Origin of the sequence: Streptomyces sp. NPDC004327 (assembly GCF_042873935.1) — a bacterium.
Lineage (GTDB): Bacteria > Actinomycetota > Actinomycetes > Streptomycetales > Streptomycetaceae > Streptomyces.
Genome location: NZ_JBIAME010000001.1, coordinates 419,036 through 440,203, shown reverse-complemented (window position 1 = coordinate 440,203; position 21,168 = coordinate 419,036). Strand labels below are relative to the sequence as shown.

Below are 21,168 nucleotides of genomic sequence, written 5' to 3'. Positions count from 1 at the left end.
ACCGCCCCGCCGCGACCGGGCCACAGGTACCACCCGCCCTCCTCACCCCATCCCTCCGACCAGGAGCCCTCATGAAGCCACGCAGCCTACGGCGCCGCGCGACCGCCGCCCTCGCGGCACTCGCGGCCTGCGCCGCCCTCACGGCGGCGCAGGGTCAGGCCCGGGCCGCACCCGCCGCGGACACGCTCACCCCGGCCACGAGGTTCTACGTGGACCCGCACGGCAAGGCCGCCGAGCAGGCGCTCGCCGACCTCAGGAGCGGCGACTTCGCGAACGCCGTGAACATGGCCCAGCTCGCGAGCTGGCCGCAGGCCGAATGGTTCACCGAGGGCACACCCGACGAGGTCCGGGCCAAGGTGAGAAGCCTGGTCCGCGATGCCCGGGTGGTGAACCGGACCCCCGTCCTGGTGGCCTACAACGTGCCGGGCCGGGACTGCAGCCAGTACTCCAGCGGCGGTGCCGCCTCCTCCGCCGCCTACCGGCAGTGGATCGACGCCTTCGCCGCCGGTATCGGCGACGGCAAGGCCGTCGTCGTGGTCGAGCCCGACGGCCTCGCCCTCCTCCCCGGCGACTGCGGGCCGGGCGTGGACCCCACCGGCGAACTCACGGCGGCCCGCGTCGCCGACCTCGCGTACGCGGTCAGGACCATCAAGTCCAAGGCCCGCACCGCGGTCTATCTCGACGCGGGCAACGTCCTGTGGCGGCCCGTGGGCGAGATGGCGCGGCGACTGCTCGACGCCGGCGTCCAGGACAGCGACGGCTTCGCCCTCAACGTGTCCAACACCCACCCCACCGACCACAACGCGCGCTACGGCACCTGGATAGCGAAGTGCATGTGGTTCGCCACCGAGGGACCCGAGTACGCCCGCGGCCACACCGACTGGTGCGCCACCCAGTACTTCTCGCCCGCCGCGCCCAACGACGGCGTCCCGGGCAACGCGGTCGACTCCGCCGACCCCGCCACCTGGCGCTGGACCGACGCCTGGTTCGACCAGAGCGTGGGCACCCCGCCGAACGACGCGCTGCACCACTTCGTCATCGACACCAGCCGCAACGGCCTGGGCGCCTGGACCCCGGAGCCCGGCAAGTACACCGGCGACCCGGAGATCTGGTGCAACGCGCCCGGCCGCGGCCTCGGCCCGCGCCCGACCGCCGACACCGGTGTACCGCTCGTCGACGCCTACCTGTGGATCAAGGTCCCGGGCGAGTCCGACGGCAGCTGCACCCGCAACACCGGCGGCACGACCGACCCCGAGTACGGCATCGTCGACCCGCCCGCCGGCACCTGGTGGCCCGACCAGGCCCACACACTGGCCCGCAACGCGGCACCGCGGCTGACCTTCAACCGCTGAGCTCCGCTCGTCCCCCGTCCCCCGTCCACGTCGGCCACGGGACGGCTCCCGCGCGGGAGCCGGTCGCCCGGGCGGCCCCCGCCGGTGGCCGGTCGGGGGGCGTCGCCCGTCAGACGGTGTGATGCGGAGGAGGGGGAGGCATGGTGGGCAGCCCCGGCGGCGGTTCGGGCCACACGAGCAGCACCGGACAGGGGGCGTGGTCGACGACGAAGCGCGCCGCGGGGCCGAGGCTGTGCGGTCCGAGGTGGGTGCGGTCGCCGTCCCGGGCCAGGATCAGCAGGTCGCTGCCCTCGGCCGCGGCGACGACCTCGCGCTCGACGCGACCGGTGCGTTCGGTTCGCGTGCAGGGGCGTTCCAGGCGGTCGGCGGCGTCCTGGAGCAGTTGCCGCGCGGAGGTGGCGGCGAGGTGTTCAAGGCGCGTGCCGGGGTCCCTCCCCCAGCCTTCGGCCGGGCGGTGCCCCGCGGGGTGTCCGCGGCCGAGGAGTCCGGCGAAGGCGCCGTGCGCGGCGCCCGGGACGTCGGCGGGGGTGACGTGCAAGAGGGCGATGTCGGCGTCCTGCGGGGCGTGTGCGCGGGCGGCGTCCACGCAGGCGCGCCAGGTGCCCTCGACGATCCAGACGACCACGGCCATGGGTCAGCCTCCTCCGATGACGGTCAGCGAGAGCCACAGTGCCAGGACTGCGGCGGCCAGGCTCGTGGGTACCGCGTACACGCCGAGCCGGGTGAACTCCTTCAGCTCCACCTCCCCGTCGTGGGCGTGGACGATGCGCCGCCACAGCAAGGTGGCCAGCGAGCCGGCGTAGGTGAGGTTGGGGCCGATGTTCACCCCGAGCAGGACGGCGAGGACGGCGCCGGGCCCGGACGGGGCGGTCAGCGGCAGGAGTACCAGGACCGCGGGCAGGTTGTTGATGACGTTCGCGAGGACGGCGGCCAGTCCGGCGAGGGCGAGGAGTTCCGGCAGGCCGGTGCCGTCGGGGATCAGGTGTCCCAGGGCGTCGTCGAGACCGTTGTCCACCACCGCCAGGACCACGATCCCGAGGGCCAGGACGAAGGCGAGGAAGGGCACGGAGGCGGCGCGGACCAGTGCACGGGGAGTGGTGCGGCGGCGGACGAGGGCCCGTACGGCGAGGGCGAGGGCGCCTGCCAGGGCGGCCCACGCCGGGTTGACGCCGAGCACGGAGGTCAGCACGAAACCTGCGAGCGTGCATCCGACGGTCACCAGGGCGAACAGCGGCAGCGGCGGCGGTTCGACGACGGCCGGGGCCGTCGCTCCCGCGTCCAGGTCGGTGGCGAAGAAGCGCCGGAAGACCAGGTATTCGACAGCGATCGCGGCTGCCCACGGCAGGGCCATCAGGGCGGCGAACCGGGTGAAGCTGAGCCCGCTGGCCGCGAAGGCCAGGAGGTTGGTGAGGTTGGAGACGGGCAGCAGCAGGGAGGCCGTGTTCGACAGGTGGGTGCAGGCGTACACATGGGGCTTCGGCCGGGCGCCGATACGGGCCGCGGTGGCGAACACCACCGGGGTCAGGAGCACGACCGTGGCGTCCAGGCTGAGCACGGCGGTGATCACCGACGCGGCCAGGAACACCTGGGCGAGCAGCCGGCGCGGCCGGCCCGCCGCCGTACGCGCCATCCACGCCCCGCAGGCCTGGAACAGCCCCTCGTCGTCGCAGAGCTGAGCCAGCACCAGTACGGCCGCCAGGAAGCCGATCACCGGCCCGAGCCGTTCCGCCTCGGCCAGGGCGTCGTCGAGGGAAATGGCCCCGGTGACGATCACCAGGACGGCGGCCGGGACGGCCACGACCGCCTCCGGCCACCCGAAGGGGCGGATGACCGCACAGGCCAGCACGAGGACGAGCAGGGTCGCGGACAGGACCTCCGCGAGCTGGGCGTTCAGAGTCGGGTCCTTCCGTCGCGGCGGTCGACCGCCTGCAGCATTGCCCCGAACGCTACCCGCACGGACATCGACTCGCGTGAACCGGCCAGCGGGTCGACTTCGCGCCATCGCGTCGATCCCGTGTCGGTGCGGGCGTGCTGACGACCCGCACGGAGCCGCACATGCCACCGTCTCGCTCGTCCCGTCTCTCCACCGCCCTGCTGGCGGGGGCCCCGGTGTCCTGCTCGCCGAGTCGGGCGCAGTGAGCGACAGGGCGGAAGTCCCCGAGTGCGGCGGAAAGGCGGAAGTCCCCGATCGCGACGGATCGGGGACTTCCTCACGGGCCCGGCCGGAGGGGATCGCGGCGGGGCCCGGTTGCCGCCCGGGTGCCGGGTGCCCCCCTTACGCGGCGGGGTTGAGTTCGGCCTGGCCGAACAGCAGGGCCCAGCCGGCGGGGAGCTGGCGGAGGATGCGGGTGATCAGGTCGGGGCCGGCGTGGGCGGTGACGGCGGCGAAGACGGATCCGGTGTCCCAGCGGGTGGTGGCCAGGGAGGCGCCGGAGCGGGCGGCGAGGTCCTTGACGAACTCCCAGCCTCCCAGCGGCTGAGGGTCGGGGATCTGCGCGGCCAGGACGCGGGCGGCCTCCAGGGGCAGGCGGGCGGCCAGGTCGACACGTTCGTCGCCGGTCAGCTGGCGTCCCAGCCCCGCCAGGACCAGGCGGATGGCTTCGTCCGCCCGCTCGCGGTCGGGATAGGCGCCTTCGTAGCGGACCCTCTCCAGCATCTGCTCATACGCCGTCGAGTACGACTGCTGGTGCTCAAGCGGTACGCGCACGTCGGTGATCATTTGCGGTGGATGCCTTTCGTCAAGCCAGGGTCGGGGTGCCGGTGTGCGGCACCGGTGGTCAGGTGGATTGGGGGCGGCCGAAGAGGAGGTCGTAGCCGGTGGGGAGCTGGAGCAGGATCTGCCCCAGCATCTCGTCGCCGGCGGTGTCGGCGACCGTGGACAGCACGGCGCTGACGTCCCACGTCGCGGTCTGCTCGGTGGCACCCTCGATCCAGGCCGCCGTCGCCCGCACGAACCGCTCCGCCGACAGCGGCTCGGCGCTCTGCAGCGGGTTGAGGAGGATCAGGGCGAATTCCTCCGGCAGGCGTGCCGCGAGATGGGCGCGGACCTCGCCGACCAGGTGTGCGCCGAGCAGGGCGAGGACCACACGGGCCGCGCGCTCGGCTTCCTCCACGGTGCCGTACTTGCCGCGTTCCTTGACGTGGTCGAGGAACGCTTCGCGTCGCATTGTCATCTCGCAGTCACCCCTCCTGGTTCTCCGGCCTGCCCACGGGGGTGCGGAGGACGGGAGTGAAGGGGAGATGAGGTGCCCGTCCTCCGCACCGGTCCGGCCGTGTCAGCCGGAGATCTCCTTGTGGCCGGTCCCGACGCCGATGGAGATCTTGCGGGGCTTCGCGCGCTCGGCGATCGGGATGCGCAGGGTGAGCACGCCCGCGTCGTAGTCGGCCTTGATGTGCTCGGTGTCGAGGGTGTCGGCGAGCACGATCTGGCGGGAGAAGACGCCCAGCGGCCGCTCGGACAGTTCCATCTGCACGTCGTCGGACTTCGCCACCGGCCGGCGCTCGGCCTTGACGGTCAGCATGTTGCGCTCGACGTCGATGTCGATCGCGTCCGCGGTGACGCCGGGAAGGTCGAAGGCCACCACGTACTCGTCACCCTCGCGGTAGGCGTCCATCGGCATCACCGACGGCCTCGACCAGGTCCCCGGGCCCATCAGCTGCTGAGCCATCCGGTCCAGCTCACGGAAGGGGTCAGTGCGCATCAACATCGTGAAACACCTCCAGCGGGTTGTAGGCAATGGCTGCCAATGCGCTGCACTGACACTGTTGTAACATGTCATCCAATGGATGACAAACATGATGTCGTCAGCATGATGACAACCCGAGGGAGGTGTCCGTGACCCCGGCCGACCAGCCGTCTCCGTCCCGCGCCGACGCCCACAGTCCGGCGTCGTTCCTCGCCGCCGCGGCGGCTCTCAACGCCATAGACGACGCCTTGCGCGAAGCCCAGCAGGAGGCCCCGAACGCCTCCGATGCCGGGCCGGGCCCGGAGCAGGCCCTCGCCTCGCTGATCCTGTTGCGGCAGGTGCGCGAGCAGCTCGCCGGGTGGGAGACCGGCCTGATCGAAACGGCCCGCGACGCGGGCGCCAGCTGGGCCGACCTCGCCCACCCCCTCGGCGTCGCCAGCCGGCAGGCCGCGGAGCGCCGCTACCTGCGCGGGCGCCCCGGGCCTGCCGGGACCACCGGCGAGCAGCGCGTCCAGGCCACCCGTCAGGCCCGGGCCGCCGACCGCAGCACCGCCGCCTGGGCACGGCGCAACGCGGCCGATCTGCGTCGCCTCGCCGGCCAGATCACCGCTCTCACCGACCTTCCCCCGGCCGCCCGCCGCCCGGTCAGCGAGCTCCACGCGGCCCTCGCCCACGACGATCCCGCCGACCTCATCGCACCCCTGACCGCCGCCCGCCCGCATCTGGCCGCAGGCCACCCCGACCTCACCGCCCGGCTCGACTCCCTGACACCTCCCTGACCCCGCCCGGCGCACCGCGACGACAACCCGGTCAACGTCCGCCCTCAGGCGAACGACGGAGAGCCGCAGACCAACGCGGCCGCCCTGCGGGTCCACCCGGCCTGCCCCCTCACCAAGCAGTGCCTGGACAGGGGGCGGCGGGTGGCCGGGGCGGCCGGTTGATGTGCTCGGTCCCTTCAGACACGAGCCACGAGGAGGAAATCCCAGGTCAGCGCACCCGTCCCCGTGCCTTCAGCTGGGTCGCCGGGACCTCCGGCGCGTCGAGGCGGGCGCCGTCGTAGCCCTTGACCTCGCCGAAGCGGTCGCCCGTCATCCACTGCTCGCGGGCCGTGCGGATCTCCTCGTCCGTGCGGCCCACGAAGTTCCACCACATGACGATCTCCTCGGCGAAGGGCTCGCCGCCGAGGAGCATCAGGCCCGCGTCGGAGACGGCGCGCAGCGGGAGTTCGGTGCGGCCGCAGCCGAGGTAGAGCATCGAGCCGGGCAGGACGGGCACGCCGTCGACGTGGGCCTCGCCTGACATGGAGAGGACCGCGTACTCGAAGTCGGGTTCGAGCGGCAGCCGGGTCTCGGTGCCGGCGGCGAGGGCGAGGTCGGCGCCGACGATGGGGGTGTACGCGGTGCCCGGCGAGGCGGCGCCGTCGAGTTCGCCGAGGATGACCGTGGCGGTGAGGCCGGGGGCCGTGACGTGCGGGAGTTCGGCGTGGTGCTGGAAGTGGGGCTCGACGTGCCGGTGGGCGTCGGGCAGGGCGACCCAGAGCTGGGCTCCGTGCAGATAGCGGGCGTGCGCCCGGGGGCTCTCCTCGGAGTGGGAGATGGCCCGGCCGGAGGTCATCAGGCCGAGTTCGCGCGGCCGGATGGTCTGCAGGCTGCCGGTGGAGTCGCGGTGCAGCACCTCGCCCTCGTGGAGCCAGCTGACGGTCTGCAGCCCCATGTGCGGGTGGGGCGGGACCTGCATGCCCGGCTCGTCGGCGATGTCGTCGGGGCCGTAGTGGTCGACGAAGGCCCAGGCGCCGACCATGCGGCGGCCCAGGTTGGGGAGCAGCCGGCGGACCTCGGTGGATTCGCCGAGCTGGACGTGGCGGGGGCTGAGGAGTTCCCGCACCGGTTCGGCGGCCACGAAGCCCCGGCCGCCGCAGACCTGAAGGGCGGCCTGGCGATCAAGATTGCTCATGGCGCTCAACCTATTCCTGTCGGGGTGCCGTGGGGCGGGGACCCGCACCACAATATTGATGGAATGTTCAACCATAGTCATGTGTTGTGGCAAGCGTCAGTAAGGGCGACAGGAGAGACGAGGCCCCGGTGAGCGACGAGACCTACTACGAGTTCGGCACGGCAGCCGACCGCTGGGACCGCGCGCAGATGTTCTTCGAGGCGAAGGAGTATCTGACCGCGGCCCGGATCCTGCGCGGCCTGGTGACCGAGCACCCGGAGCAGACGGCACAGCGACTGCTGCTCGCCCGGGCCTACTACCACTCCGCCCAGCTCGCCCGGGCCGAGGAGGAGCTGCGGGTCATCGTGGAGCGCGATCCCGTCGAGCACTACGCCCGGCTGATGCTCGGCCGCACCCTGGAACGCCAGGGCCGCCGCGAGGAGGCCGCGCCGCATCTGCGCCTGGCCGGTGCGATGGTCGGCGACCTGCCGGAGTGACGTGCGCGGAGGACGTGCACGGAAGTACGTGCGCGGAAGTACGCCAAGGACGTACGACGTACGCGGAATGACGGTCCCGAAGTGACATACGCGGAGTGACGCGCGAAGCCGTTCCGGGGCCGGACCCGAGGCCGGCGGCGCCCCTGCAGAGCGGGGCGCCGCCGGCCTTTCGCCGTCCGTTCGGGCATCCCGATGGGTACCCGCATGGGGTATCCGGTAGGGTCGGCCGGAGAGGAGTGGAAGGAGGTCGAAGCGGTGCACACCGGACGAGAGCGGATCGTCGGCGGTCGGGCCGGCGGCGCCCTGGCGCGCCTGCTGCTCGTCGTCGTGCTCGCGCTCGGCGTCTTCGTGATGCACTCGGTCGGCCACCCGGAGGGCTCCGCCGCCATGGACGGCGGCACCATGACGCACTCCGCCGCACCGGCCCACGTCGACGGCCCGGCCACCGGCTCGGCCCACCACTCCTCCCCCGCGCCGTCGTCGCCTTCCTCGCACGACTCCGGCACCGGAATGGACATGACCACGCTCTGCGTGGCCGTCCTCGGCGCCTGGCTGCTCGCCGCGCTCGTCCGCGCCGCCCTGGCCCGCCGGCCGGACGGCATCACGCCGCTCCAGGCGCGGCTGCGCCCGGCCCTCGGCCCGAACGCGCCGCCCCGGCCGCCCGACCTCGCTCGACTGTCGGTCCTGCGGATCTAGGCCGTACCGCCACCGTGCGGGCGCATCACGCTGCCCGCGGACGCGTACGACCGAACCCAGCAGGAACCACCGACACACACGAGGTGTGATCCACATGCGTGCCCAGACGCCTTTCAAGAACCGCACCGCCCGCAAGCTCGCCGTGACCGGCGGCCTGGCGGCCGCCGCGCTACTGCTCGCCGCCTGCGGCGGCTCCGACAGCGGCTCCGGCGGCTCCATGGCCGGCATGGACCACGGCGGCAAGACCTCCGCGAGCGCCGCCGCCCCGGCCGCCACGGGCGGCGGCGACAGCGCCGGGAAGTTCAACGACGCGGACGTGATGTTCGCGCAGATGATGATCCCGCACCACGAGCAGGCCCTGGAGATGGCGAAGCTCGCCGACACCCGCGCCCAGGACCCGGAGATCAAGGAGATCGTCGGGGACATCGAGAAGGCGCAGGACCCGGAGATCCGGAAGATGAAGTCCTGGCTCAAGGGCTGGGGCGAGCCGGAGTCCATGGGCGGCTCCGGCCACAACATGGGCGGGATGATGACCGACCAGCAGATGAAGGACCTGGCCGCCACGAAGGGCACGGCCTTCGACAAGAGGTTCGCCGAGCTGATGATCGCCCACCACGAGGGCGCGGTCTCCATGGCGAAGACGGAGCAGCAGGGCGGCGGCGATCCGGCGGCCAAGCAGGTGGCCGACGACGTGGTGCGCACGCAGACCGCCGAGATCGCGCAGCTGAAGAAGATCCTCGCGCGGCTCTGACCCGCGCCGGGCGCCCGTCTCCCCCGGGCGCCTGTCCCCGCGGCGCCCGCGTCTCCGGCGCCCGTCTCCCCTGCGTGCGTCTCCCCGGCGCCCGCGTCCCCTGCGCGCGTCTCCGGCGCCCGCGTCTCCCTGGCGGCCCCGCACCGATCGTGCGGGGCCGCCCTCTCCCCCGTACCCCTGGAACCACACCACCGTGAACAAGCACCGCACCGCGTGGGCGGCCTCCGCCCTCCTCGCCCTCTCCCTCGCCCTGACCTCCTGCGGCTCCGATACGGGCTCGGGCTCCGATACGGGCGACGGCAGCGCCGGCGCCCTCAGCCACATCCACGGCGTCGGCGCCTTCCAAGGCACGCTCTACGTCGCCACCCACAACGGCGTCTACACGCCCGGCGCCGACGGGCGGCCCGTCCTCGTCGGCACGCGCCGGGACGACTTCATGGGCTTCACCGTGACCGCGCGCGGCAGCTTCCTGGCGAGCGGCCACCCGGCGCCCGGCGGCGACGGCCCCGCCGACCTCGGGCTGATCGAGTCCACCGACCGGGGCGCGACCTGGACGACGAGGTCCCTGGCCGGGGAGGTCGACTTCCACGCCCTCGACACGGCCGCCGGCGCCGCCGCCGACTCCACCGTGTACGGCTACGACGCCACCAACGGGCGGCTGCGCGCCAGCGCGGACGGTGTCACCTGGGAGGACCGCGCCGAGCTGCGCGCCCTGGACATCGCGGCCTCGCCCGCCGCCCCCGGAACCGTCCTGGCCACCACCGAGCGGGGCGTGGTCCACAGCACCGACGGCGGCCGGACCTTCGGCGCGCCGGCCTCGCCGCGGCTCGTGGCGTACGTCTCCTGGGCCGCCCCGGACGCGCTGTTCGGCGTCGACCCGCAGGGCGTGCTGCTGCGCAGCACGGACGCGGGCGGGACCTGGAGCCGGGTCGGGACGGTGCCGGGCGGGGCTCCGCAGGCGCTGACGGCGGTCGACGCGCGCCGGGTGCTCGCGGCCACGCGGGACGGGGTGTACGAGTCGGCGGACGGCGGCCGGACCTTCGTCCGCCGGATGGCCGTGACGACGGGCGGCGACGGCCACTGAGGCCGCCGCCGCCCGGACGCTCCCTGCTGGTCTCCTGTCAGTAGCCGACTCAGTAACCGACCCGCACGCCGGTGATGGTGTGCCGGTCGGTCCGGCCGCCGGTCGACCCGCTGAAGCCGACCAGGACGTTCTTCGGCAGGGTCACGGCGACGTCGATGACCCGGGTGCCGTCGATGCTGACCTGGAGGTGTCCCGTACTGGTGACGACGGCGTCGACGGTGTGGCTGCCGGAGCGCAGGTTGGGCACGTTGGTGGCCGTGGCCGCGTACGTGAGGTCGGTGCCGCTGCCTCCGGTGGCCACGGCCACGAAGTTGGCCGAGGGGTCGTTGGCTCCGTTCTTGTAGGTGTCGAGCGTGACGGCGATGCCGGGCAGCCCGGCGAAGCCGAGGCTGCCGCCGCTGTTGGCGGCGAGCGCCTTCGGCGTCGTCTTGCTCGCGTCGAGGAACATCAGGGTGAGTCCGTCGGCGCCGGTGCCGCCCCCGATGGTGGCCGTGAAGCGGGCCTTGAGGTGCGCCGAGGGCACGGCGGTGGCCTGGACGGCCGAGCCGCGCTGGTAGGTCTGGACCGGGGTGAGTTCGAGGCTGGTGCCGGACATCGCGGCGCTGCCGTTGTACGTCCAGCCGTTGGGGCCGGGCGGCGGCACGGCGTACGCGCCGGCGGTGACGCTCGCCCTGCGCACGGCGTGGATGTCGGTCTTGCCGCCGGTGCCGCCGGTGAAGGCGACGAGCGCGCTCGGCGGCAGCGAGGCCACGCTGGTGCTGAGCCGCTGGGTGCCGTCGATCGAGACGGTGAGGGTGGTGCCGCTGACGGCGAGGTTCACCGTGTGCCCGCCGGAACGCAGGTTGGGGACGTTGGTCGTGGTGGAGGCGTAGGTGAGGGTCGGGCCGCTGCCGCTGGTGGCGATGCCGACGAAGTTGGCCGACGGGTCGTTGGCGCCGTTGTCGTACGTGTCGAAGGTGACGGCCACGCCGGGCAGCCCGCTGTAGCCGAGGCCGCCGCCGCCGGCGCCGAGGGCGCCCGGGGTGGTGCGGGCCGGGTCGAGCAGGGCGAAGCCGAGGCCGTCGGCGCCGGTGCCGCCGCCGATGACGGTGGTGAAGGTGGCCTTGAGGCCGTCGGTGAGCACGGGCACGGGCCAGACGGCGGTGCCGCGCTGGTTCGCGGTGGCCTGGGTGAGCTGGAGGTCGTTGCCGGAGATCTGGGCGTTGCCGTTGAGCGTCCAGCCGCCCGCGTTGGGGCCGGGGATGGTGACGCCGGTGCCGGCGGCGCCGGTGCCGACGAGGCCCTCGGAGAGGGCGCCCTGGCCGTCGTCCGCGGTGAGGTCGTAACTCGCGTTCACGGTGCCGACGGATGTCGGCGCGAAGGTGACGGCCTGGTGGATCACGTCCTCGGGGCCGATCACCTGGCCCTCGCTGAGCGGGTTGCTGACCTGGAAGGGCGCCGCGGGCGCCTTGGCCTTGGTGATGGTGAGCGGGATGTTGCCGGTGTTGCTGATGTCGAAGGTCTTGGTGACGGACTGACCGACCTTCACGGTGCCGAAGTCGGTCGACGTCGGGGTGATGGTCAGCTTGGCCTGGCCGGTGACGGCGCTGCCCTTGAGGTCGACGGTGACGGTGCCGTTCTGTCCGGTGACGGAGAGGCTGCCGGTGTCGTCGGCGTTGGCCGTCGGCGCGTAGGTCACCTGGACGGAGACGGACTGCTGGGGCTGGACGACGGTGCCGTTCGCCGGCAGTCCGGTGGCGCTGAACGGGGCGCCGGGCGGGACGGTCGCGGAGACGGTCTCGGACGCCGTGCCGGTGTTGGTGAGGGTGACGCCGAGCGACTTGCTCGTGCCCGTGGCGACCGTGCCGAAGTCGAGGGAGGCGGGCGAGGCGTAGAGGCCGGGCCGGGTGCCGTAGCCGGTCAGGCCGACGGCGCTCTCGCCGAGGTTGGTGGCGAGGGTGAGCACCGAACTGTCGGCGCCGGGCGTGGTCGGTGAGAAGGAGACGGGTACGGAGTAGGTGTCACCTGCGTGGAGGGTACGCGGCAGTCCGCTCGGGCTCGCGGAGAAGGCGCTGCCGGACGGGGTGCTCACGGAGTTGACGGTGACGTCACGGGTCGCGGTGACGGTGGCCGTGGCGTTTTTGGTGGTGCCGACGGCGACCTTGCCGAAGTCGACGGGATTGCTGTTGAGCGCGGCGTTGGCGGGCCGGCCGAAGCCGAGGACATGGCCGTCGCGGGTGCCGACGTACACCCGGCCGCCGTCGGTGGCGGGGGTGGAGAACTTGGCGGCGGTGCCGATCGGCGCGGACCAGCGCAGATGGAGCGTGCCGTTGACCGGGATGGCGTCGTACGCGCGGAGCTGGCCGTTCGCGCCGTTGCTGCCGTCCGTGTAGACCGCCCAGACGAGCGCGGAGCCGGGGTTGGTGCCGGTGGAGGTGATCACGGGCGAGCCGGAGGTGTAGCCGAAGGTCTCGGGGCTGCGGCCGGTGTTGGTGAGGGCGGGCATCCCGGCGCCGGTCAGGCCGTACTGGAAGGCGCGCAGCGGGCCCTTGGAGCCGATGGTGTAGACGTAGCCGCCCTCACCGCCGTACACGGCCGGGTGGCCCCAGACTCCCTCGTACGGACCGAACTTGCCGAGCACCTTGTCGGTGCCGTTCGGTCCCTGGCTGCGGCCGCCGAGGTCGTCGCGGTCGAGGAGGAAGAGGCGGCCGTCCTTGCCGATCTGCACGAGGAGGTGGGGGTGGGCGCTGGTGCCGAAGGCGGAGTCGGGAAGGCCGACGGGGGCGCCGGAGCCGAAGTCGGTGTCGTTGAGGTCGAGCTGGTTGGCGTTGCTCGGGGCGAAGAAGTCCTGCGCGGACATGGTGCCGTCGCTGTTGACGCCGAGCCGGACGACCGATTCGGAGAGCTGGCCGGGCGGCATCTTGCCGGGGCCGGGCGCGGGGGTGACGCCGTTTCCGGTGGTGACGATGATCCGGCCGGGGCCGTCGGAGACCGGACCGCCGCCGCTCATCCAGATGCCGGCCTTGCCGTCGGCGGAGGAGTCCTCGGTGGCCCACAGAGTGGTCTTGCGGGTGCTGGTGTTGACGCCCAGGACGTAGCCGACGTAGGGGCCGCGGTCACAGTGGGAGGCGAAGGTGGCGTAGACCGAGCCGCCCATGAGCAGCAGTCCGGGGCGCTGGTTGGCGGTGTACGGGTTGAAGGCGCGGGACGGGTCGTTGGTGGGGGCGCCCGCGACCTTGACCGGCCAGCCGCTGCGTTCGGCGCCCGTGGCGGGGTCGATGGCGTGCACGTACCAGTTGGGGTGCTGGGCGTCCGCGCCGTCGTTGACCTTCGCGGTGAGGTAGAACGCGCCGCTCGCCGGGTCGTACACCGGGGTCGAGGTGACGCCGATGTTGGGCACGAGGTCGCCGCAGTTGATGGTCGAGGCGGGCCAGGGCTCGCCGAGGTCCTTGGTCCAGTTGGTCTTCCCGGAGGCCGGGTCGAGTCCGTAGACCTTGTTGTTCTCGGTGGCGACGACCAGGGTCCCGCCGAGGACGAGGGGCTGGGCGTAGACCTGGCCGTCGACGGTGGCGGAGAACTGCTGGCCGAAGTCGGAGCTGGAGACCTGGCCGGGGGCGAGACCGGGTTCGTTGCGGTCCCAGCCGGTGCGCAGATTGTCGGTGGAGATGGTGGTCTGGTCGGCGGCGGCGGCCGCCCGGTCCACGGCCGGGGCACCTGGGGCCGCCTCGGCGGCACCGTCCCTGGCGGTGGCCGCCGCGGACGGCAACGCGCCGCCGGTGCCGAGGATCAGACACATCGTCAGGATTCTGGCGAGCGCCCTGCGTCTGCCGGTCATCGTCTCCACCCTTGTGTGCGCGGGGGGCGGAGACCGGAGCGTGCCCCGCCGGAGGACATGGTGGCGCGAGCCTGCCTTACTCGGCGGTGTCCGCGTCACCGAAACGGCATGCTTCACCTGGTCGGGTGGTGGGGGAACCCCCTGGACGGACGTTCCTGCCACCGCATGGCCGCTTCACGCCGGCGGCACGCGACGGGTTCCGGCCGCCGGCGTGGCGGTTGGGCGGTTGCGGGCTCGATCTCGGGTCACGGCCCCGGGTTTCGGCCCTGGTCTCAGCCCCAGGTGCGGGAGCAGAGCACGAGACGGTAGCCGTCCGGGTCGGCGACGGTGGCCCCGTACTCGTCCCAGTAGGGGTTGTGGGACCGCACCCGGGTGCCCCCGGCGGCGACCAGACGGTCGATCAGGGCGTCCTCGACCGGCCGGCCGAGATAGACGACGAAGAGGTCGTCGACGGTCGGCGCCGGTACGAGGGGCTGCTCGGCGGCCGGGTCGAGGGTCAGCTCGAAGTGCCAGCCGCCGCCGGCCGGGCCGACCATCAGCAGCTGGTGCTCGCCCGGCGCGGGGTCGGACGTGCGCCACAGCACGTCGAGGCCCAGGCCGTCGACGTAGAAGCGCTCGGCGGCGGCGAGGTCGAGGGAGGGGCGGGCGACGCGGACGTGGGTGGTGGCGTCGATCACTTGGCCGCCTCCAGGGCGGCGCGCCAGACCGGGCTGTCGACGTAGTGGTTGTCGTACCGCTCGGCGGACTCGGCGATCTCCTTCGGGTCGGCCTCGCCGCGCATCACGCGGCCGAGCAGGCGCAGGTAGTCGAAGCGGCCCATGCCGGGCGTGAAGACGAACAGCACGTCGGCCTCGCATCCGGGGGCGGCGGCGAAGGCGTGCGGGGTGTGCGGCGGCACGGCGAGGAAGTCGCCCCCGTTCAGGACGGTGATCTCCTCGCCGACCAGCACCTGGAGGGAGCCGCTGATGACGAAGAACAGCTCGGTCGCCTTGGTGTGGAAGTGCGCGGGCGCGCCGACGGCTCCCTCGGCGAAGCTGGAGCGATAGCTGGTGAAGCCGTCGGCGGTCTGGTGCGAGTCGGCGAGGAGCGTCATGACGCTGCTCGGGTCGGCGCAGGTCTCGGCCTCGGTGTGGCGGCTGAGGACGGGGGCGAAGGGGGCGGTGGTCTCGGCAGTCCCGTTTTCGATCATGGCGAGACCTTAGGGTCCGGGAATCCGAGCCCACCAGTCCGTTTGCGCGCCGGCGCCGTACGCCGAAGCCGGCCGGCGCCGGCTCACGGCGCCCACACCGCCGGTGCGGCGCGGCGGCCCCGGTGCAGGTCGTGCAGGTACGCGCCGCGGGTGCGGGTGCCATGGGGCAGCAGGACGAGGAACTCGCGGGGGATCTTCCTGCCGTGGCGCGCCGGAAATCGGCCGGGTCAGCGCTCCGACGGGCCCTGGTCCGGCGGCGGCTCCCAAGGCCGCGGCTCCACCGGGGTGAACGGCCAGTCGGTGGCGTCGGGGTGACGGCTCGTCTGCTCCGCGTTCCAGAGGATCTGCTCGGTGTGGAGGGCCGGACGGGAGAGCCGGGCCAGCGGCGCGTACCGGGCGGCGATCTCCTCGGCGAGCAGCAGCGCCGCAGCGGCGTCGGATCCGGGATCGCCGGGATGCGCGTGCGGCACGCCGTACCACTCGGCGACGGACCGCAGGGAACGGCTGCCGGGGCGGTAGCGGTCCGCGTGGCGGTCGAGCACGAGGGGGTCGCAGATCGGGGCGACGCCGGCGGGGAGGCGGGTGGTGAGCGGGGCGAGGTCGTGGCGGAGGAGCTCGGCGTGGAGGGTGGAGAGGACGTGGGGGGCGTACCAGACGACGAGGAGGTGATGGGCGGCGAGGTGGGCGGTGACGAGGGTGGCGAGTTCGTCGAGCGCGGCGGCTGGATCCACGAGGTCGGATCCGGTGTCCGGGGTGTTGGATCCACCATCCGGGAGGTCGGATGGTGGATCCGGGAGGTCGGCTCCAGGATCCCGGAGACCGGATCCAGGATCCTGAAGATCGGATCCAGAGCGCGGGATGTTGGATCCAGGATCCAGAAGGCCGGATCCCGGGCCTCGGATGTTGGATACCGGATCCAACATCCCGGATCCGGTATTCGTAGGCTGGATTTCGGATCCGACGTCCAGGATCCAATCGCGGGCCGTGCCGTCGCTGCCGCGCAGCGCCGCGGACCGGATCCGGTCGACGGCCGGGCGGTGGCCGGTGGATCCGATGTCCAACGACAGCAGTAGCCGTCGGTGCCAGCCCTGATGGTCGCCGCGCGGCGGCGGACCCGGCTCGGGAGCGTGTGCCGGGTGGTAGACCTCCCAGCCGTGGGGGCCGTGCCGCAGCAGCCCGGCTCCCGCCGGGACCGGGCGGCCGCAGCCGGCGCAGGCGGCGTCGTACTCGTTGGCGCGCTCCGGTGGGGTCATGAGGTGCCCGCTCCGTCGCGGTACGCCTCCAGGAGCCGGAGCCAGATCTCACTCAGGGTGGGGTAGGCGGGAACGGCGTGCCAGAGGCGGGAGAGGGGGACCTCGGCGGTGACGGCGACGGTGGCGGAGTGGAGGAGTTCGCCGATGCCGGGGCCGACGAAGGTGGCGCCGAGGACGGTTTCGCGGTCGGGGTCGATGACGAGGCGGGCGTGGCCGCGGTAGCCGCTGGCGTACAGACCGGCGCCGGCGACCGAGCTCAGGTCGAGGTCGACGGCCAGCGCCCGGTGGCCGGCGGCGCGGGCGGCGGCGAGGGTCAGTCCGACGGCGGCGGCCTCGGGGTCGGTGAAGACGACCTGGGGCACGGCGGCGTGGTCGGCGGTCGCGCTGTGCGGGCCCCAGGGGGCGGGGTCGGAGTCGCCCTTGGCGCGGGCGGCGATGGCGGCGCCGGCGATCCGCGCCTGGTACTTGCCCTGGTGGGTCATCAGGGCGCGGTGGTTGACGTCGCCGACGGCGTACAGCCAGTCGAATCCGGCCACCCGCAGGCTGTCGTCGACGTCGAACCAGGAGCCGGGCGCGAGACCGACGGTGTCCAGGCCGATGTCCTCGGTGCGGGGCCGCCGCCCGGTCGCGAACAGCACCTCGTCGGCGTCGACGTGGCCGCCGTCCGCCAGGACGACGGTGACGGGGCCGCTGCTGCCGTCCCGTACGACCGCGGTGACCGAGACGCCGGTGCGGACCTCGCCGCCGCGCTCGGTGAGGGCGGCGGCGACGTGCTCGCCGGCGAACGGCTCCATCCGGGACAGCAGTCCGCCGCCGCGTACGAGCACGGTGACGTGCGAGCCCAGGGCCTGCCAGGCGGTCGCCATCTCGGCCGCGACCACTCCCCCGCCGACCACGACGAGCCGGCCGGGAACCTGGCTGGAACTGGTCGCCTCACGACTGGTCCAGGGCCGGGCTCCGGTGAGTCCGGGCAGTTCGGGCAGGACCGCGCGGCTGCCGGTGCAGACGGCGACGGCGTGCCGGGCGGTGAGCGTGTGCCGGTCGCCCTCGGGCGTCCGTACGGTGACGCGGCGGGGGCCGTCGAGCCGGCCGTGACCGCGGTAGAGGTCGGCGCCGGTCGACCGCACCCAGTCGGCCTGGCCGTCGTCCTGCCAGTCCCCGACGACGGAGTCGCGGTGGGCGAACACCTCGTGGGCGTCGAGCGGTCCGAAGGCGTGGCCGCGCAGTCCGGGCACCCGCCGGGCCTCGGAGCGGGCGATGGCGGGCCGGAGCAGCGCCTTGCTGGGCATGCAGGCCCAGTACGAGCATTCGCCGCCGACCAGTTCGCTCTCCACCACCGCGCAGCTGAGCCCGGCGGCCCTGACCCGGTCCACCACGTTCTCCCCGACCGGCCCGGCGCCCAGGACCACCACGTCGTACTCGAGTGTCATGGGTTCCAGTCTGGGGGCGGCGACGTGGAATAGCGCGGCCCGATACGCCGTTGTGCGTGGCGGGTCCCGAGGGGACCGTGAGGAAACCGCCAGGAGACCGCCCCCGGAGAGGCAGGCAGCATGAGCACCGTAGAGCTCACCAAGGACAACTTCGACCAGATCGTGAGCGACAACGAATTCGTTCTGATCGACTTCTGGGCTTCCTGGTGCGGTCCCTGCCGTCAGTTCGGTCCGGTCTTCGAGGCGGCGTCCGAGCGCCATGAGGACCTGGTCTTCGCGAAGGTGGACACCGAGGCGCAGCAGGAGCTGGCCGCGGCGTTCGAGATCCGCTCGATCCCGACCCTGATGATCGTGCGTGACAAGGTCGCGATCTTCGCCCAGCCCGGCGCGCTGCCGGAGGCGGCCCTGGAGGACGTCATCGGTCAGGCCCGCAAGCTGGACATGGACGAGGTGCGCAAGTCCATCTCCGAGGCGCAGCAGCAGTAGCGCCGGAGGCGGCACCAGGGGCCGCGGGCCGTCGGGTGAGGGTTTCCGGAAGTCACCGGAAACCCTCACCCGTGCGCGCGCGGAAGGGTCAGCGCTCCAGGACCAGCGCGAGTCCCTGGCCCACGCCGATGCAGAGCGCCGCGAGGCCCGTGCCGGAGCCGGCCGCCGCGAGCTGGTGGGCGACCGCGCCGGCGAGGCGGGCGCCGGAGGCGCCGAGGGGGTGGCCGATGGCGATGGCGCCGCCGCGCGGGTTGACCACGGCGGGGTCCAGTTCCGGCCACTCCGCGAGGCAGCCGAGCGACTGGGCGGCGAACGCCTCGTTCAGTTCGAAGGTCGTCAGGTCGGCGAACCCGCGCCCGGCCTTGTCCAGGGCGCGGCGCACGGCCTGCACCGGGCCGAGGCCGAAGAGCTGCGGCTCGATGCCGGTGACGGCGGAGGCGCGGATCCGGGCGAGCGGTTCGCGTCCGGTCTCGCGCAGGCCGGCCTCGTCGACGAGGAGCAGGGCCGCGGCACCGTCGTTGAGCGGAGAGGCGTTGCCGGCCGTGACGGTGCCGCCGTCGGGGCGGAAGGAGGGCTTCAGCTTGGCCAGGGCCTCCATCGAGGTGCTGTCGCGGATGCACTCGTCCCGCGCCAGGTCGACGCCCCCGTAGGGGACGACCTCGCCGTCGTACAGCCCCTTGGCCCATGCCTCGGCGGCCTTCTGGTGGCTCGCGAGGGCGAAGGCGTCCTGCTGCTCACGGCTGAGGGCGTGCTTGTCGGCGACGAGTTCGGCGCCCTCGCCGAGGGCGACGGTCCACTCGGCGGGCATCCGCGGGTTGGTCATGCGCCAGCCGAGGGTGGTGGAGTGCAGCTGCTGGTGGCCGGCCGGGAAGGCGCGCTCGGGCTTCTGCAGCACCCACGGGGCACGCGACATCGACTCGACGCCGCCGGCGATGGCGACGGAGGCGTCGCCGACGGCGATGGCCCGGGCGGCCTGGATGACGGCCTCCATGCCGGAGCCGCAGAGCCGGTTGACGGTGACGCCGGGGACGGAGACGGGCAGCCCGGCGAGCAGCACGGCCATGCGGGCCACGTCGCGGTTGTCCTCGCCGGCGCCGTTGGCGTCGCCGAAGAAGACGTCGTCGACGCGGGCCGGGTCGAGGGCGGGGCTGCGGTCGACGAGGGCGCGGACGACATGGGCGGCCAGGTCGTCGGGGCGGACGGCGGAGAGTGCGCCGCCGAACTTCCCGATCGGGGTGCGGACGGCGTCGACGATGTAGACGTCGCGGATGCTCATCGGTTCTCTCCCACGTGACCTGCGCCTGGACGGACCGTACGAGGGCTTCGCTCACCCGGAACTGTTCGCCTGGTGAAACAAACTTCGCCCCCGCCGGGCCCGAGTCTCCGCCCGGCCGACCGTTCTGTCAACGGCCCTTGGTGCCGCCGCCCCGCTCCGCGGTCTCCGGACCCCTGATCAGCGCGGTCAGGCCGTAGTCGAGTTCCCGGCCGTCGACGAGCAGCTTCTCCACGGTCCGTGTCTCGGGGTCGATGTCGGCGACCAGGCCGTGTCCCTCGTAGATCGGGTAGCCGGACTCGCCGACACGTCCGCTCGCCTCGACGACCGCGGAGCGGACGGCGCTGTCCTCCACGGAGGCGCCGCCGCGGTCCTCCACGTGCTCGGGCACGAGGATGATCTCGAAGCGCTGCGGATGCCTGCCCTTCGGGCGCGGGCTCTTGGCGTGTGTGCTCATGTCCCGACGCTAAGCCGGTGCGGCCGTCGGCGCTCAGCTGGACTCGCGGTGCACCACCCGCGAGTCGAGCAGCTCGTGCCGCTCGGGCGCGGCCTCGGGGTCGCGGACCGCACGGTCGACCAGCTCGGCCAGCTCCCGCACGCCGACCATGTCGACGTGCACCGTGCTCAGCCGCGGCCGCAGCAGCCGGCCGAGCACGAGGTCGTCCGCGCCGACCACGGCGGTGTCGTCCGGGATCGTGATCCCGGCGTCCTGGAGGGCCCGCGCGAGCAGCATCGCGTACTCGTCGTTGTACGCGAAGACCGCGTCCAGGCCCAGCTCGCGCCAGCGCGCGGCGAGCGCGTCCGCCGGCTCCTCCTCGTACCGCAGCGGGAGCGGTACGACGGTGGCGCCGGCCGCCTCGGCGGCGGCCCGGACGCCCGCCAGGCGCGGCACGGAGAACATCTCCAGGCCGGGCTCCTCGGGCATCACGACGCCGATGGTCCGGCGGCCCCGCTCGACGAGATGGGCACCGGCGACGTGACCGACCCGTGTCTGGTCCATGACGAGGGCGTGGGTGCCCTCGATCCGCTGCGGGCCGAGCGTGATGACGGCGCGGGCGCCGGCCCGCTTGAGCAGCTCGACGCCGCCGGCGGTCAGCTCCACCTGACCGAGCGAGATCACCGCCACCGGCCGCAGCTCGGCCCAGGCGCGGGCGGCCTCGTCGGGGTCGAGGCCGACGCTGCCGTGCTGCACCACGGTGTAGTCGAGACGGCGCAGGGCCCACTGGAGCTCGCTGAGGAAGCGGCTGTAGAGCGGGCCGATCGGCACATGGGCGGTGGGCAGCAGGACGGTCCGGCTGTGGCCGGCGCGCAGGCTGCGGGCGGCCGCGTGCGGGACGTAGCCGAGTTCCTCGGCGGCCTCCCGGACACGGCGGCGGGTGGGCTCGCTGATCCGCACGGCCGCGGTGTTGTTCAGGACGTAGCTCACGGTGGCCCTGGAGACCCCCGCGAGCCGCGCCACATCAGCGCTGGTGGGGACGGAGCGTCCGGCGGACGCCTTGGGTGACTGGCTCATCGATTCGGCATCTTTCCAGAACGATCCGGCGCAGGGTCTGGCGGATGGCCGGATTCGAGTGCTACACAAGGTTTACACGCGTCACTGACACGTGTCACCACACCGTCACCACCCACACCATCCGCACCACCCGGCGCATGAACGCGCGCGTCACCAAGCGCCTCACCACGCGCGCCGCGCACTCGCACCACCCCTCGTTCATTTCCGCTCCC

Annotated in this window: 21 protein-coding genes; 7 read left to right on the top strand and 14 right to left on the bottom strand. The window is 73.3% G+C overall.

Translation table 11 applies throughout. From position 1 onward, the window contains the following. Positions 1 to 71 precede the first annotated feature (71 nt). Positions 72 to 1,352: a glycoside hydrolase family 6 protein gene (locus tag ACFYU9_RS01900; RefSeq protein ID WP_389341429.1), complete on the top strand. Its 1,281-nt coding sequence runs from the start codon at positions 72 to 74 to the stop codon at positions 1,350 to 1,352. A gap of 109 nt (positions 1,353 to 1,461) precedes the next feature. On the opposite strand, the gene ACFYU9_RS01895 is transcribed toward ACFYU9_RS01900, so the two are convergent. The 5 genes from ACFYU9_RS01895 to ACFYU9_RS01875 form a co-directional block, all read right to left on the bottom strand. Next, positions 1,462 to 1,983 (bottom strand): universal stress protein, encoded by a 522-nt coding sequence (locus ACFYU9_RS01895; protein WP_389209931.1) that lies wholly within the window; start codon positions 1,981 to 1,983, stop codon positions 1,462 to 1,464. Positions 1,984 to 1,986: 3 nt separating this feature from the next. Further along, on the bottom strand, positions 1,987 to 3,246 hold the full coding sequence (locus ACFYU9_RS01890) for an SLC13 family permease (protein ID WP_389342935.1): 1,260 nt from the start codon (positions 3,244 to 3,246) through the stop codon (positions 1,987 to 1,989). Between the two features lie 381 nt (positions 3,247 to 3,627). Then, positions 3,628 to 4,071, bottom strand: coding sequence for a DUF2267 domain-containing protein (locus ACFYU9_RS01885; protein ID WP_389209929.1), 444 nt, complete (start codon positions 4,069 to 4,071; stop codon positions 3,628 to 3,630). A 58-nt stretch (positions 4,072 to 4,129) separates the two neighbouring features. Continuing rightward, positions 4,130 to 4,525 carry a DUF2267 domain-containing protein gene (locus ACFYU9_RS01880; protein ID WP_389209927.1) on the bottom strand — a complete coding sequence of 132 codons (396 nt, stop codon included), beginning with the start codon at positions 4,523 to 4,525 and terminating at the stop codon, positions 4,130 to 4,132. Between the two features lie 102 nt (positions 4,526 to 4,627). After that, a complete protein-coding gene (locus tag ACFYU9_RS01875; protein ID WP_389209925.1) occupies positions 4,628 to 5,059 on the bottom strand; it encodes an Hsp20/alpha crystallin family protein in 432 nt (143 codons plus the stop codon). Between the two features lie 128 nt (positions 5,060 to 5,187). Here ACFYU9_RS01875 and ACFYU9_RS01870 point away from each other — a divergent pair, with 128 nt between their 5' ends. Further along, entirely contained in the window at positions 5,188 to 5,817 is a 630-nt protein-coding gene (locus tag ACFYU9_RS01870; protein ID WP_389209923.1) for a type III effector protein, read from the top strand. A 208-nt stretch (positions 5,818 to 6,025) separates the two neighbouring features. Here ACFYU9_RS01870 and ACFYU9_RS01865 read toward each other — a convergent pair whose 3' ends face one another. Continuing rightward, positions 6,026 to 6,991 carry a pirin family protein gene (locus tag ACFYU9_RS01865; protein ID WP_389341426.1) on the bottom strand — a complete coding sequence of 322 codons (966 nt, stop codon included), beginning with the start codon at positions 6,989 to 6,991 and terminating at the stop codon, positions 6,026 to 6,028. Between the two features lie 188 nt (positions 6,992 to 7,179). Here ACFYU9_RS01865 and ACFYU9_RS01860 point away from each other — a divergent pair, with 188 nt between their 5' ends. The 4 genes from ACFYU9_RS01860 to ACFYU9_RS01845 all read left to right on the top strand — a co-directional run bounded on the left by ACFYU9_RS01860 (position 7,180) and on the right by ACFYU9_RS01845 (position 9,998). Continuing rightward, positions 7,180 to 7,467 (top strand): tetratricopeptide repeat protein, encoded by a 288-nt coding sequence (locus ACFYU9_RS01860; protein ID WP_389210387.1) that lies wholly within the window; start codon positions 7,180 to 7,182, stop codon positions 7,465 to 7,467. Positions 7,468 to 7,722: 255 nt separating this feature from the next. Then, complete coding sequence (locus tag ACFYU9_RS01855; RefSeq protein WP_389341423.1) at positions 7,723 to 8,163, top strand: DUF6153 family protein; 441 nt, start codon at positions 7,723 to 7,725, stop codon at positions 8,161 to 8,163. A gap of 94 nt (positions 8,164 to 8,257) precedes the next feature. Next, complete coding sequence (locus ACFYU9_RS01850) at positions 8,258 to 8,914, top strand: DUF305 domain-containing protein (RefSeq protein ID WP_389341420.1); 657 nt, start codon at positions 8,258 to 8,260, stop codon at positions 8,912 to 8,914. A gap of 193 nt (positions 8,915 to 9,107) precedes the next feature. Continuing rightward, entirely contained in the window at positions 9,108 to 9,998 is an 891-nt protein-coding gene (locus tag ACFYU9_RS01845) for a F510_1955 family glycosylhydrolase (RefSeq protein ID WP_389341417.1), read from the top strand. Positions 9,999 to 10,047: 49 nt separating this feature from the next. Here ACFYU9_RS01845 and ACFYU9_RS01840 read toward each other — a convergent pair whose 3' ends face one another. The 5 genes from ACFYU9_RS01840 to ACFYU9_RS01820 all read right to left on the bottom strand — a co-directional run bounded on the left by ACFYU9_RS01840 (position 10,048) and on the right by ACFYU9_RS01820 (position 17,684). Continuing rightward, positions 10,048 to 13,812 carry a choice-of-anchor D domain-containing protein gene (locus tag ACFYU9_RS01840; protein ID WP_389341414.1) on the bottom strand — a complete coding sequence of 1,255 codons (3,765 nt, stop codon included), beginning with the start codon at positions 13,810 to 13,812 and terminating at the stop codon, positions 10,048 to 10,050. Between the two features lie 272 nt (positions 13,813 to 14,084). Beyond that, positions 14,085 to 14,489 carry a VOC family protein gene (locus ACFYU9_RS01835; protein ID WP_389209910.1) on the bottom strand — a complete coding sequence of 135 codons (405 nt, stop codon included), beginning with the start codon at positions 14,487 to 14,489 and terminating at the stop codon, positions 14,085 to 14,087. Continuing rightward, positions 14,486 to 15,001: a cupin domain-containing protein gene (locus ACFYU9_RS01830; RefSeq protein WP_389341411.1), complete on the bottom strand. Its 516-nt coding sequence runs from the start codon at positions 14,999 to 15,001 to the stop codon at positions 14,486 to 14,488. The genes ACFYU9_RS01835 and ACFYU9_RS01830 overlap by 4 nt, the downstream gene beginning before the upstream one ends. Positions 15,002 to 15,228: 227 nt before the next feature. Further along, positions 15,229 to 15,732 carry a hypothetical protein gene (locus ACFYU9_RS01825; RefSeq protein ID WP_389209906.1) on the bottom strand — a complete coding sequence of 168 codons (504 nt, stop codon included), beginning with the start codon at positions 15,730 to 15,732 and terminating at the stop codon, positions 15,229 to 15,231. A gap of 518 nt (positions 15,733 to 16,250) precedes the next feature. Then, positions 16,251 to 17,684 carry a dihydrolipoyl dehydrogenase family protein gene (locus ACFYU9_RS01820; protein WP_389209904.1) on the bottom strand — a complete coding sequence of 478 codons (1,434 nt, stop codon included), beginning with the start codon at positions 17,682 to 17,684 and terminating at the stop codon, positions 16,251 to 16,253. 120 nt (positions 17,685 to 17,804) lie between these two features. On the opposite strand from ACFYU9_RS01820, the gene trxA reads away from it, so the two are divergent. Beyond that, a complete protein-coding gene (trxA, locus tag ACFYU9_RS01815) occupies positions 17,805 to 18,170 on the top strand; it encodes a thioredoxin (RefSeq protein WP_389209902.1) in 366 nt (121 codons plus the stop codon). Positions 18,171 to 18,258: 88 nt separating this feature from the next. Here trxA and ACFYU9_RS01810 read toward each other — a convergent pair whose 3' ends face one another. The 3 genes from ACFYU9_RS01810 to ACFYU9_RS01800 form a co-directional block, all read right to left on the bottom strand. Continuing rightward, positions 18,259 to 19,446, bottom strand: coding sequence for a thiolase family protein (locus ACFYU9_RS01810; protein ID WP_389341408.1), 1,188 nt, complete (start codon positions 19,444 to 19,446; stop codon positions 18,259 to 18,261). Positions 19,447 to 19,573: 127 nt separating this feature from the next. Further along, the gene (locus ACFYU9_RS01805) at positions 19,574 to 19,900 is read right to left on the bottom strand and encodes a hypothetical protein (RefSeq protein ID WP_389209899.1); all 327 of its coding nucleotides are present in this window, start codon (positions 19,898 to 19,900) and stop codon (positions 19,574 to 19,576) included. 33 nt (positions 19,901 to 19,933) lie between these two features. Next, positions 19,934 to 20,956: a LacI family DNA-binding transcriptional regulator gene (locus tag ACFYU9_RS01800; RefSeq protein WP_389209897.1), complete on the bottom strand. Its 1,023-nt coding sequence runs from the start codon at positions 20,954 to 20,956 to the stop codon at positions 19,934 to 19,936. Positions 20,957 to 21,168 lie beyond the last annotated feature (212 nt).